This window comes from Thiocapsa sp. (assembly GCF_035467215.1).
In the GTDB taxonomy this organism is placed as follows: domain Bacteria; phylum Pseudomonadota; class Gammaproteobacteria; order Chromatiales; family Chromatiaceae; genus Thiocapsa.
This window is the reverse complement of sequence record NZ_DATITZ010000027.1, coordinates 15,803-27,716: the sequence shown is the minus strand read 5'-3', so window position 1 is coordinate 27,716 and position 11,914 is coordinate 15,803. Positions and strand designations below refer to the sequence as shown.

Genomic DNA, 11,914 nt, shown 5'->3' with positions numbered 1-11,914 from the left:
TATAAAACAAAAAACCCCTCGCAATCGATTGCGAGGGCTTGAATTGATCCGTCCGGCCGACGGCCGGACGGGATTGTCGCAGCGTTAGGTCAGACCCCGCCGACGGCACCTCCGACGACGGGCGGCTCCTTGCGCGGCGCGCCTCCTTTGGGGAGGTCGCCGTTGCTGCTGCCGGACGTCGGCTTCGCGTTGCCGGCGTCGTCTTCGGGCTCACGCATCGGCTGACCGGACATGATGTCGTCGATCTGATCCTTGCCGATCGTCTCGAACTTCAGCAGCGCCTCGGCCATCGTGTGCAGCTTCTCGATGTTCTCCTCGAGCATCTGCTTGGCGCGCTTGTAGTTGCGGTCGATGATCTGACGTACCTCCTTGTCGATCGCCTGCGCGGTCTCGGGCGAGACCTGACGTTGCTGCGTCACCGAGCGGCCGAGGAAGACCTCGCCCTCGTCCTCGGCATAGGCCAGCGGACCCAGGTTGTCCGACAAACCGAAGCGCGTCACCATGTTGCGTGCGATATCGGTCGCGCGCTCGATGTCGTTGGAGGCGCCGGTCGTCACGTGCTCGGGCCCGAAGATCATCTCCTCTGCCAGACGTCCGCCGAACAGGGTCGAGAGCTGACTCTCCAGCTGACGCTTGCTCATGCTGTAGCGATCGCGCTCGGGCAGGAACAAGGTCACGCCGAGGGCACGTCCGCGCGGGATGATGCTGACCTTGTGCACCGGGTCATGCTCGGGCACCAGACGCCCGACGATGGCGTGGCCGGCCTCGTGATAGGCGGTCAACTTGCGCTCGGACTCGGACATCACGATGCTGCGCCGCTCCGCACCCATCATGATCTTGTCCTTGGCGCGCTCGAACATCTGCATCGAGACCTCGGTATGCCCGGCGCGGGCCGCGAAGAGGGCGGCTTCGTTGACCAGGTTGGCCAGATCGGCACCCGAGAAACCGGGTGTCCCGCGGGCGATGGTGCGCGCGTCGACGTCTTCGGCGATCGGCACCTTGCGCATGTGCACCTCGAGGATCGCCGCGCGACCGGCCAGATCCGGGAGACCGACGACCACCTGGCGGTCGAATCGGCCCGGACGCAAGAGTGCGGGGTCCAGAACGTCGGCCCGGTTGGTCGCCGCGATCACGATGATGCCCTCGTTGCCCGCGAATCCGTCCATCTCCACCAGGAGCTGGTTGAGGGTCTGCTCGCGCTCGTCGTGACCGCCGCCCAGACCCGCACCGCGCTTGCGACCGACGGCGTCGATCTCGTCGATGAAGATGATGCAGGGCGCGGCCTTTTTGGCCTGCTCGAAGAGATCGCGAACGCGCGAGGCGCCGACACCGACGAACATCTCGACGAAGTCCGAGCCCGAGATGCTGTAGAAGGGCACCTTGGCCTCGCCCGCGATCGCCCGCGCCAGCAGCGTCTTACCCGTTCCGGGAGGGCCGACCATCAGGACGCCGCGCGGGATGCGACCGCCGAGGTTCGAAAATTTCTGCGGATTACGCAGAAAATCCACCAGCTCGCCGACCTCTTCCTTCGCCTCTTCGACACCTGCGACATCGCGCAGCGTGACCTTGACCTCGCCTTCCGCGTGCTGACGCGCGCGGCTCTTGCCGAAGTTGAAGATCCCGCCGCCGCCACCGCCGCCGCCCATGTTGCGGCGCATGAACCAGAACCAGACGCCGATCAAGAGGAGGAAGGGCAACCAGGCGATCAGCATCTGAGCCAGGACGCTGGGGCGCTCGGGCGGCTCGGCGCGAATGCTCACTCCGTTCTCCAGGAGATCGCCGACCAGTGCGGGATCACCCGGGTCGAAGGTCTCGAAACGGGATCCGTCGGTCCTCAGTCCCTTGACCTTCTGGTCCTGGATGGTGACCTCGCGGATCGACCCGTCAGAGAGCTCTTGAAGGAACTGGCTGTAGCTCAAGCTGCGGGACTCGATCGGATCGGAGGTCGTCATGCTGTTGAACATCATCACCAGCCAGATGGTGACGGCGACCCACAGCAGCAGATTTAAGTTTTTGGCATTCATTCTCGGGCTGTCCTCGTTGACCATCGCTCGGCTGGAGCTCGATGCTCTGCCTCGCGGCATTGGCGGGTACATCGGGGCATGGGTCCGAAAACCAACGGAAACGCTGCCGCGGTCGATGACCGAGGTGAGCTTAGCAGTTTTGAGGGCTCGGCGAGCAGCCGCGCGCCGTCGTTCCGCGGTGCGAATCTGTCGGGAACGCGCCGGACCGATTGCGGTCGCAGGCTCACGTCCATTTGATAGAGGCTCTACGAAGATGCAACCAGCCGTTCCTGTCTTGTCGGCCGTCTTTGCGGCCGGTTCACTCATCGGCGCCGCCGCAGTCGCCGGCTATCTCGCGATGACCGAGCCGCAGCCTCCGGCCTCGTCCGATGCCGATCGCGTTGCCGAGATGGCCTCGGCGATGCCGCTCCCGACTGCGCTGAGTGTGACCGAGGATCTCGACCCGACCCCGGACGTGCCGCCGGCCAAGTCGGACGGGTCCGCGCGCGATGCGCTCACACCCCGGGCGCTGCGAGACCTGGAGTCGCAGATCACGGACCTGCGCGTTCGACTGGCGAGCGTGGAGCAGACGATGAACCGCGTCCTGAGCGCCTCGACAGCGACCGGCGGCGCCCAGGAGGATCGGCCGCCGGCACCGCGCACCGCTGATGAGCGGCGCGGCGCGCTCGTGGCCGCGGGCGTGGATCCGGGCATGGCCGAGGATTTGGTCCTGAAGGAGGCGCAGCGCTCGCTGGAGCGTCTCTCTTTGCGCGATCAGGCCATTCGCGAAGGTTGGGTCGGGACCGCCCAGTATCGCGAGGAGCTCTCGCGGATCAACGCGGACGAGCGCTCGCTTCGCGAAGAGATCGGCGACGACATCTATGACCGCTATCTCTATGGAACGGGTGCCGACAATCGCGTGAAGGTCGATTCGGTCATTCCGGGATCGGCGGCCGAGATTGCGGGACTGCAAGCGGGCGATCTGATCGAGTCCTATGCCGACGAGCGACTGTTCGATTTCTCGGAATTGCGCAGCAAAACCACCGAGGGCGAATACGGGGAGCAGGTCGCGGTGCAGGTCCGCCGCGGCGGCCGCGTGATCGAGACCTGGGTCCCGCGCGGTCCGCTCGGCGTCACTCTGGATTCGGCGCGGATCGGGCCCGCGCCCTGACCCCCGTCGCAGACTTTTTCGTTGTCGTTGTCGTTGTCGTGTTCGTGGTTGTCCGGAATCCGATTACGACAACGACAACGACAACGACAACGAGTAGAGCCTTCGAGCAGTTTTCCTGGTTCCGGCTCTGCCGATCGATCTTTTTCCGGAAATCGCCTTCCCCTCAACGCAGATCCTTCGCGACGTCCTGCATCAAGACCGCCAAGGGACCGGCAACAGCGGGTTGGCCCGGCGGCACTTTGCAGTCGCGACAGGATGCGGTGTAGACCCGGTCCAGGCTCACCCGGCCTGTTGCGGTATCGCTCGCGCGGATCCGCATGGCGATGGTCCCGCTGCGCTGATTGGGTTGGGTCCAGGTCAATGCCGTGAGCGCCGGTTGGATGAGCAGTCCTCCTTCGTGCGCCTCGGAGGCGTGCTCGAGCGGAATCACGCCGGCGAAGAGGTCGCTGCGGTCTAAGTCCTCAGCAATGAGTTTTTGGATCCACCAGGCAGAGACCTCCGGCGTCGCCGAGGAGCGTCCGTCGACAACCGGGGCGATCGCGAGGGCCGGGGGGCCATCGTAGATCTCTCCGGCGGCCGTCGCCTTGGGCCTGGCCGGGGCCGGCGTCCCGATCACCGTCGAGGTCCCGATCCTTGTCGAGGTCTGGACCGGAGCGGAGGTCGGGCTGGATCCACAGCTCGCAATCGCCAAGGTGGCAACGGCGACGAGCAGCAGGTGCGAGAAACGGCGGAACAACATAGACGCGGACCTTTGCTGAATTGGACGGAAGAGGCGGTCGGAAGAGCCGCCGGACGCCTGTCGCTCGGGCGCTTCGAGAACGTCCGGCGGGTGCGGAGAACCACCGACGGGGCCTATCATAGCGGTCTCGGGCCTGCGCGCGCAGCCCCGGGGCGGTCGAGTACGCGGCGGCCCTAGGAGTGCGGCTGTTGCTGTGTTACAACGGCGGCCGTAAACCTCGATCCTTGGGGTCGGTATGCTGCGGCGATTCTCGGCCGCGGACGGATGTGACGCGAGCGGTGTTGCCTATGAAGCGAGCAAGAGCGGGTCGGTGGATGCGGTGTCGGCGCGAGGGCTGCCTGCCGGGGCGTTATCTTGGTCCGGAGGCGGGGGGCTAGCCGGTGTCTTTGGGTCCCGTCATGCTCGATGTCGCCGCAACGGCGCTCGACGCCGAGGATCGCGAGGTCTTGCGCCATCCCGCCGTGGGGGGGGTCATCCTCTTCGCACGTAATTTCGAGTCTCCCGGGCAGCTCGCCGAGCTGACCGCCGAGATCCACGCGCTGCGCGAGCCGCATCTCTTGATTGCGGTCGATCAAGAAGGCGGGCGGGTTCAGCGCTTTCGCGAGGGTTTTACGCGACTGCCGCCCGCGGGCCGCTTCGCCGATCTCTACAATCGGCATCCCAGAGACGCGCGCGCCAGCTGCGGGTCCGTCGCCTGGCTGATGGCCGCGGAGCTGCGCTCGGTCGGCGTGGATTTCAGCTTCGCACCCGTGCTCGATCTAGACCGCGGGCTCAATCCGGTGGTCGGGGATCGCGCCTTCGGAAATCGGGCGCGTATGGTGGGCGACCTGGCGCTCGCCTGGCTCGACGGGGTGCGCCGCGCAGGTATGGCCGGCGTGGGCAAGCATTTTCCCGGACATGGCGGGGTGAGCACGGACTCACACCTTGCGCTCCCCGTCGATCCAAGACCTTACACGGATCTGTTGATGGAGGATCTGATTCCCTTCGAGCGCCTGATTGCGCATGCGTTGGAAGGCATCATGCCGGCCCACGTCCGCTACCCGCTGGTGGATGACCGACCGGCCGGATTCTCGCCGGTCTGGCTGCGCGACATCCTGCGCGGTCGGCTCGGTTTTCAGGGGGTGATCTTCAGCGACGACCTCAACATGGGTGCCGCGGCATCCGGGGGTGATCCGGTCGAGCGTGCACGCGCTGCCTCGGCCGCCGGTTGCGATACGTTGTTGGTCTGCAACAACCGTCCGGCGGCGCTCTCGGTTCTCGATGCGTTCGCCGATCATCACGACCCCGCGGCCGAGCTGCGTCTGCTCAGGATGCACGGCCGCGGTCAGCATGAGCGTGCACGCCTGCACGAGCAGCCCGAGTGGCAGCACGGCGTGCGGTGCGTCGCTCTTCTCGAGGGGCTCGAGACGCTCGATCTGGAGCTCCTCGATCCGACCGACCCGGAGGCAACTGGATGAAGCTCGATCCGCAAGACTACGACGCCGTCGCCGCACGTGCGCAACAACTGGTTACGCCCGAGGCGATCGATGCGGCGCTCGACCGGATGGCCGCGTCGATCACGGAGCGTCTCGCCGGAAAGGATCCGCTGGTGCTTTGCGTTATGACGGGAGCGGTCTTTGTCGCCGGCCTTCTGCTTCCGCGGCTGCAGTTTCAACTGCGGGTCGACTATATCCATGCCAGTCGCTATCAGGGCCGCACCAGCGGCGGGGAGATCGTCTGGCGCTACCGTCCGTCGGATGCCATCCGCGGCGAGCATGTCTTGGTGCTCGACGACATCCTCGACGAGGGCATCACGCTGCGTCGGATCGTCGATGCCTGTCTTGAAGACGGGGCGGCAAGCGTGCACACCGCGGTGCTGGTGTCCAAAGAGCGCGAGCACGCGTGCGAGGCCGATGTCGTCGGCGTGCAGGTCGCGGACCGCTATCTCTACGGCTACGGGCTCGACTACAAGGGCTACTTCAGAAATGCCGCCGGGATCTATGCGGTCGCCGGCGAAGACGTGTAGGCGCGACGGCTTTATGGGTATTTGTTGAAACGGGAATATAAGTGCCCGCTTTTTGACACCTTTTGAGCTTTGGTATACATCCTCACCCGAGTGTTGGTTCAGCGTGATCGGTCCTCCCGGGGCGGCGGTGACGTCGCCCGCAGGGCGAGTAACCTCGGGGCCGCGGGGACGCGACGACCGCACATCCCATAACAATCGGAGGATGGTTTATGTCGACACTAGAAGACTACCGCAAAACACATGCGGAGCTGCGTCAGATGATCGAAGATCTCAGGTCGCTCCTCACGCCCGAGCAACTGCGGATTCGTCCCAATGCCAAAACGGCCTACGAGCTTTTGTGCGATCTGGGCACGAAGGTTCGCAGCCATCTCGCCGCAGAGGATCGCAGCCTCTACCCGAGCCTTTTGATCCACGAAGATCCCAAGGTCAAGTCGATCGCCTGGGGCTTCATCAGCGGCGAAAAGCCCTTGCGCAAGACCTTCGACGATTACCACAGGCACTGGCTGAAGAACTGCGATTTCAACTTTACGGACGATTTTCTTGCCGAAACGCACGAGATCTTCGACATGGTCGACAAGCGCATCGATCGCGAAGAGCAGGTCCTCTTTCCGAAGCTGATCGAGATCGGCATCTTCACCGATCGACCCGGAGAGCGCGGCGCGAGGTCGTTCAATCCGTCGGTCTAGCCGTCGATCGTCACGACGAGAACCCGGCGCCGCAAGGCGCCTTTTTTTGGCTTCCACGCCGCCCTCCGCTAGACTGCGCAGCCCTTTTCGAGTCACTTCCGGACGTGGTCAACGCATGAGTCTTCTCGCCATCATCGGTGGATCTGGATTTTCGGACTTTCCCGCCTTGGAGATCGAGGCATCGCGTCGCGTCGAAACCCCCTTCGGCGAGACCTCGGCGCCGGTGGCGAGCGGACGCCTGGACGGTGCACACATCCTCTTCCTCCCGCGGCACGGCGCCGGTCATCGGCTGCCGCCTCATCGGATCAACTACCGGGCCAATCTGTGGGCGCTGCGCGCCCTGGGCGCCGAGCGTGTCGTCGGACTGGCGGCGGTCGGCGGGATCAGCGCGCGCTTCGCCCCGCTGGCGCTGGCGGTTCCGCACGATCTCGTCGACTACACCTACGGACGCGAGCACAGCATCTACGACGGGGAGCAGGGCGGACTGGATCATGTCGACATGACCTCGCCCTACTGCGAGGAGCTGCGCCGGGCTTTGATCCGCGCCTGCGCCGAATCCGGTCATCCCGCGATCGAGGACGGCGTTTATGCCGCGACCCAGGGCCCGCGGCTCGAAACGACTGCCGAGATCGCCCGACTGGAGCGCGACGGCTGTGATCTGGTCGGGATGACCGGCATGCCGGAGGCGGGGATCGCGCGGGAGCTCGGACTCTGCTACGCGAGCCTGGCGTTTGTCGTGAATTGGGCGGCGGGAAAAGGCGAGGGCGTCATCACGATGGCCGAGATCGAGTCACATCTGCGCGAGTGTGCCGGGCGTGTAAGGACGGTGCTCGGGATCGTCGCCACGGCGAGTTGATGCGCCGGTCGATGCGGGCCGGAGCGCACCCGCAGGGTGGCCTGATGCGTCGGGAGTTCGCAAGGTGTTTAAGTACATCAGGAAACTCTGATACCATGAAAGTCCCTTCCCCCTACCTCATTTTCCAGGAGAATCCGAAATGGCCACCGAGGATACTGCTCCCAAACGCTCCGGTCTTGGTTGGATACCGAAGGTCTCGCTTTGGGCGGTCGTGATCGCCTTCGGTTATTTGTATCTGAGCTCGATCGAGCGTGACACCACCGGCGACACGACACAGGTCGCGGTGGCCGACGAGAGCGTTGTCGAGGCCGAAGGGTTCCAGAAGTTCGTCGACAAGCTCGGGGATCTGACGGCATCGGCCGAGACCGTGATCGCCGATGTGACCGCCGCCGGGGCGGACGGATTCAACAAGGTCGTCGATAAGGTCAAGGACCTGACCGGCTCGGCCGAGACCGAAACAGCCGAAACCCTCGCCACCGAGGCAGCGCCGACCGAGGTCGCGAAGGCCGAGCCGATCGCCGCCGAGCCGGCCGTCGTGGCGGCGAGTCCCGCCCCGCAGGAGCCCGCCGCCAAGCCCGCACCCATGCAGGTCGCGGAAGACCGTCCGGCAGCCTCCGCGTTCACCCGCCATTCCGCACCCTTGCCCGCGACCGCTGCAGCTCGCGCAACGAGCCCGGAGCCGACTTCCGAGCAGGTCTCCGAGGTCACGCTCGAAGGAACCGCCCCCGCGATGGCGACCACCGCTTCGCCGCCGATGAACGACGCGGAGGCAACCGTCTTCGCCGAGTCCCTGATGGGGGGCGAGCAGGCATCCGGATCGGCCGAGGTCGCCGCGCCGATGTCCGCGCCGATCACGCAGGGTTTCGCGCCGGTCCCGGTGGTGCCCCAACCGTTGGCGCCCGTCGAGAGTGCGTCTGCGCCGACCATGGTCCCGCCCGGCGCTCCCGGGGTGGATCGCCGCCAGGAAAGTGCCGCTCAGTACCGGGCGCGCATGATGGCCGAGTATGAAAACATGCGGCGTGCCGCAGACCAACGTGCCCGCGAATACTGGGAGCAGATGCAGGTACCGGGTCCGATGGCCGCGCCCATGGGGTATCCCGCTTACGGTTACGGTCCGGGTTACGCTCCTGCATATGGCGCACCGGCCTACCAGCGCTAGTTCCGGCCGAGCGGGTTCGTCGCATCCGCATGCGAGTGGATGCGCGGACTCGCTCCTTAGCCTGGCTCGGTCTCGTGGCGCAAGGGTTGCCGGCAGCGGCGACAGAGATAGACGGTTCCTTGTCGGCAGATTCGGTTGTGGCGAATGCTGCTGATCTCGTGTGTGCCGCAACCGCAGCGATACAGAAATCGCTGCAGAGATCGCGTGCGCAGCCGCGACACGTCGTACCGATGGCAGCGCGACGGCTCGACGCCGAAATGACGCATGATGGCTTGCCATTCGGCCCCGTGCGGCCGAATGCGCGCCCCGTGTTTGGCGAAGGCCACGACATGGGCCACCTCGTGCGGCACGGTTTCGGCGACGAAATCCTCGGGGTGCAGACCTAGAAGCGCCGCATTGTATCGGATGAGCGCGAACGACCCGTTTCGCATACGCGCCTGCCCTGCCGCGGTCCCGCGAAGGTCGAAGCGGATCTCGACCCGAGGCATGGCGATGCGCAGCCAAGCCTCCGCCTCGCGTAAAAGCGCTCCGGTCCGGGTCCTGGCATGCTCGAGCGGGGAAAGGCCCGCCCCGGGCTCGCTTGTGATCGATTCGCGTGTCATCGGATCCTCGTTGTCCTGATTCCCCGGCTTGGCCGCCCTGCCGCCTTGGCTGTTCGCGGCGCCGCGCCTTGTCTGTTGCGCGCGACCAACAGGAGCGCATGCGGCATCCGGCTCTTGCATGCTCGCAGACTGCACCGCAGATGGCACCTTCGGCAATCGGCGGGCCGCTCGCCGGCGCTGCCGGAGCCGACGACAAGCCGCCCCGGCGCGGTGCTGCTCGGCGTGTGACCGCCTCAACGACCTTGCGGATCAAGGTCGAACCGGATACACTCCAAGGGCTTCGTAGATGAAGTCTTCTGCGAGCACCTTGAAGGTCGGCGTTTCTCAAGAACCCCTTCGATGGGGTTTTTTTATCTCGGGCCTTTCGTCGCTGCCGGACCTCGGGTCGGCGGCCTCCTGCGTAAGGTGCTCCGCCGGATGTCACCTATTCCGTGTCTCGCGTGTGCGGTCCGTTGTCCAGGGTCCGGGATCGGTGCCGGGATCGGAATCGGCGCGGTCGTCGATCGATGCCGGACGATGGTTTCGTTACGGTCGGTCGTCTCGGGCAGGGGTCGGAATCTTTAAGTCGTTGGGCCAATGGCCCAATTTTTGTTTCTGAAGGGCGTGCGATGGAGCCTGCTGACAGTCGTCTCAACCTGTTGGCCCGCGAGGTTGTCGAGCCTCTGGGCTACGAGCTTGTCGGTGTCGAGCTGTTTCAGCGCGGCGCGAGCGGCGCCACGCTGCGGGTCTACATCGACCACGAGCGCGGCATCGGACTCGACGATTGCGCCGCCGTGAGCGACCAGTTGAGTGCGGTTCTGGACGTCGAAGACCCGCTCCAGGGGCACTACGACCTAGAGGTGTCGTCGCCTGGGCTGGATCGGCCGCTGGTGTTTCCCGAGCACTTTCGGCGTTTCGAAGGCTCGCGCGCCAAGGTGCGATTGAGCGAGAAGCTCGAAGGGCGGCGCAGCCTGGAAGGTGTGCTTCGGGGATGCGAAGACGGCATCGTCAGCCTGGAAGCGGACGGTCGTCTCTGGGCGATCCCCGTAAATCAGATCGAGATTGCCCGGCTCGTCCCCGTCTTTTGACGTCGCCGAGCCAGCGTAGTAACGGACCAGCGTAGCCGCATTCGGTCAAGTCGCACGTCGGTTGTCGATGGTATCGGCCCGAACCTGTTGCGAGCCGGATCTATTGAGTCGGATGAGGTGGAATGAGTAAAGAGATCTTATTGGTCGTGGAGGCCGTCTCGAACGAGAAGGACGTCCCCGAAGGCGTCATCTTCGAGGCCATCGAGGCTGCGTTGGCGTCGGCCACCCGCAAGAAACACGGCGGGGAGATCGATGTGCGCGTGGCGATCGACCGCAAGACCGGGGACTATCGCTCCTTCCGGCGCTGGGAGATCGTGCCCGATCCCGAGCAGGGTGTGCTGGATGCCCCGTCGCGGCAGATTACCGCGTCCGCGGCACAGATTCTCGAGCCCGAGCTCGGTCCGGGCGACTTCATCGAAGAAGAGATCGATTCGGAGCTGTTCGGTCGCATCGCGGCCCAGACCGCCAAGCAGGTCATCGTGCAGAAGGTCCGCGAGGCCGAGCGTGCGAAGATCGTCGAGGCCTTCGGCGAGCGCAAAGGTCAGTTGGTGACCGGCATCGTGAAGAAGGCCGAGCGAGGCACCATCATGGTGGATCTCGGCAGCAACGCAGAGGCACTGGTGCCGCGCGACCAAGTGATTCCTCGCGAGTCGGTGCGCCCCGGCGATCGGCTGCGCGGTTATCTCTACGATGTCCGCTCCGAGCCCAAGGGTCCGCAGCTGTTCGTCAGCCGCACCGCCCCGGAGCTGCTGATCGAGCTGTTCAAGCTCGAGGTGCCCGAGGTCGGAGAGGGCCTGATTCAAATCCTGGGTGCTGCGCGCGATCCGGGCTCCCGTGCCAAGATCGCGGTACGGACCACGGATCCGCGCATTGATCCCGTCGGTGCCTGTGTCGGGATGCGCGGTTCGCGTGTTCAGGCGGTTTCCAACGAGCTCAACGGCGAGCGCGTCGACATCATCCTGTGGGACGAGAATCCCGCCCAATACGTCATCAAGGCCATGTCCCCGGCCGACGTCGTCTCGATCGTCATCGACGAAGAGGCGCGCAGCATGGATGTCGCCGTCAAGGAAGAGAACCTCGCGCAGGCGATCGGACGCAACGGTCAGAACGTGCGCCTTGCCAGTCAGTTGACCGGCTGGGAGCTCAACGTGATGAACGAAGAGGACGCGGCGGCCAAAGGCGAGCAGGAGGCCATTCGTTCGGTCCAGACCTTCATGGATCAGCTCGGGGTCGACGAGAATCTCGCGGCCATCCTGGTCGAAGAGGGTTTCAGCACCGTCGACGAGGTGGCCTACGTGCCCTTGGTCGAGATGCAGGCGATCGACGAGCTCGACGACGATACGATCGAGCTGCTGCGCGAGCGAGCAAACGACGTCTTGTTGACGCGTGCGATCGCCAGCGAGGAGGACGGGGCTCGGGATCCTGCGCAGGATCTGCTGGATATGGAAGGAATGGACGAGCCATTGGCCTATGCCCTTGCGGAACGCGGCGTGGCCACAGTCGAGGATCTCGCCGAGCAGTCGGTCGACGACCTGCTGGATATCGACGGGATGGACCGCGAGCGTGCGGCCCGCTTGATCATGAAGGCCCGCGAGCCCTGGTTTGCGGACGCCCCGCAGGAATAGA

General features: G+C 65.2%; 11 protein-coding genes. 8 read left to right on the top strand and 3 right to left on the bottom strand.

The annotated features are described in order from the left end of the window. Positions 1-89: 89 nt before the first annotated feature. Positions 90-2,024: an ATP-dependent zinc metalloprotease FtsH gene (ftsH, locus tag VLR48_RS01505; RefSeq protein ID WP_325290083.1), complete on the bottom strand. Its 1,935-nt coding sequence runs from the start codon at positions 2,022-2,024 to the stop codon at positions 90-92. Positions 2,025-2,277: 253 nt separating this feature from the next. On the opposite strand from ftsH, the gene VLR48_RS01500 reads away from it, so the two are divergent. Beyond that, a complete protein-coding gene (locus VLR48_RS01500) occupies positions 2,278-3,174 on the top strand; it encodes a PDZ domain-containing protein (protein WP_325290082.1) in 897 nt (298 codons plus the stop codon). Positions 3,175-3,337: 163 nt separating this feature from the next. Here VLR48_RS01500 and VLR48_RS01495 read toward each other — a convergent pair whose 3' ends face one another. Next, complete coding sequence (locus VLR48_RS01495) at positions 3,338-3,913, bottom strand: hypothetical protein (protein WP_325290081.1); 576 nt, start codon at positions 3,911-3,913, stop codon at positions 3,338-3,340. A gap of 380 nt (positions 3,914-4,293) precedes the next feature. Between VLR48_RS01495 and nagZ the strand changes: the two genes are divergently transcribed. From nagZ to VLR48_RS01470, 5 genes are all read left to right on the top strand, one after another. Next, positions 4,294-5,370 carry a beta-N-acetylhexosaminidase gene (nagZ, locus tag VLR48_RS01490; RefSeq protein WP_325290080.1) on the top strand — a complete coding sequence of 359 codons (1,077 nt, stop codon included), beginning with the start codon at positions 4,294-4,296 and terminating at the stop codon, positions 5,368-5,370. Then, positions 5,367-5,918 carry a hypoxanthine-guanine phosphoribosyltransferase gene (locus VLR48_RS01485; RefSeq protein ID WP_325290079.1) on the top strand — a complete coding sequence of 184 codons (552 nt, stop codon included), beginning with the start codon at positions 5,367-5,369 and terminating at the stop codon, positions 5,916-5,918. The genes nagZ and VLR48_RS01485 overlap by 4 nt, the downstream gene beginning before the upstream one ends. 209 nt (positions 5,919-6,127) lie before the next feature. Next, the gene (locus VLR48_RS01480; protein ID WP_325290078.1) at positions 6,128-6,604 is read left to right on the top strand and encodes a hemerythrin domain-containing protein; all 477 of its coding nucleotides are present in this window, start codon (positions 6,128-6,130) and stop codon (positions 6,602-6,604) included. A gap of 115 nt (positions 6,605-6,719) precedes the next feature. Next, the gene (locus VLR48_RS01475; RefSeq protein ID WP_325290077.1) at positions 6,720-7,460 is read left to right on the top strand and encodes an S-methyl-5'-thioinosine phosphorylase; all 741 of its coding nucleotides are present in this window, start codon (positions 6,720-6,722) and stop codon (positions 7,458-7,460) included. A gap of 139 nt (positions 7,461-7,599) precedes the next feature. After that, positions 7,600-8,619 carry a hypothetical protein gene (locus VLR48_RS01470; RefSeq protein ID WP_325290076.1) on the top strand — a complete coding sequence of 340 codons (1,020 nt, stop codon included), beginning with the start codon at positions 7,600-7,602 and terminating at the stop codon, positions 8,617-8,619. 56 nt (positions 8,620-8,675) lie between these two features. On the opposite strand, the gene VLR48_RS01465 is transcribed toward VLR48_RS01470, so the two are convergent. After that, positions 8,676-9,221: a SprT-like domain-containing protein gene (locus VLR48_RS01465; protein WP_325290075.1), complete on the bottom strand. Its 546-nt coding sequence runs from the start codon at positions 9,219-9,221 to the stop codon at positions 8,676-8,678. A gap of 608 nt (positions 9,222-9,829) precedes the next feature. Between VLR48_RS01465 and rimP the strand changes: the two genes are divergently transcribed. Together rimP and nusA are read left to right on the top strand one after the other, a co-directional pair. Then, a complete protein-coding gene (rimP, locus tag VLR48_RS01460; protein WP_325290074.1) occupies positions 9,830-10,288 on the top strand; it encodes a ribosome maturation factor RimP in 459 nt (152 codons plus the stop codon). Between the two features lie 122 nt (positions 10,289-10,410). Then, complete coding sequence (gene nusA, locus VLR48_RS01455) at positions 10,411-11,913, top strand: transcription termination factor NusA (protein ID WP_325290073.1); 1,503 nt, start codon at positions 10,411-10,413, stop codon at positions 11,911-11,913. The last annotated feature ends 1 nt before the right edge of the window (position 11,914 follow it).

Coding starts and splice junctions, on each gene's coding strand:
- VLR48_RS01495 (WP_325290081.1), bottom strand. CDS start 3,913: ATGTTGTTCCGCCGTTTCTCGCACCTGCTGCTCGTCGCCGTTGCCACC.
- VLR48_RS01465 (WP_325290075.1), bottom strand. CDS start 9,221: ATGACACGCGAATCGATCACAAGCGAGCCCGGGGCGGGCCTTTCCCCG.
- VLR48_RS01480 (WP_325290078.1), top strand. CDS start 6,128: ATGTCGACACTAGAAGACTACCGCAAAACACATGCGGAGCTGCGTCAG.
- VLR48_RS01500 (WP_325290082.1), top strand. CDS start 2,278: ATGCAACCAGCCGTTCCTGTCTTGTCGGCCGTCTTTGCGGCCGGTTCA.
- ftsH (WP_325290083.1), bottom strand. CDS start 2,024: ATGAATGCCAAAAACTTAAATCTGCTGCTGTGGGTCGCCGTCACCATC.
- VLR48_RS01485 (WP_325290079.1), top strand. CDS start 5,367: ATGAAGCTCGATCCGCAAGACTACGACGCCGTCGCCGCACGTGCGCAA.
- rimP (WP_325290074.1), top strand. CDS start 9,830: ATGGAGCCTGCTGACAGTCGTCTCAACCTGTTGGCCCGCGAGGTTGTC.
- nusA (WP_325290073.1), top strand. CDS start 10,411: ATGAGTAAAGAGATCTTATTGGTCGTGGAGGCCGTCTCGAACGAGAAG.
- VLR48_RS01475 (WP_325290077.1), top strand. CDS start 6,720: ATGAGTCTTCTCGCCATCATCGGTGGATCTGGATTTTCGGACTTTCCC.
- VLR48_RS01470 (WP_325290076.1), top strand. CDS start 7,600: ATGGCCACCGAGGATACTGCTCCCAAACGCTCCGGTCTTGGTTGGATA.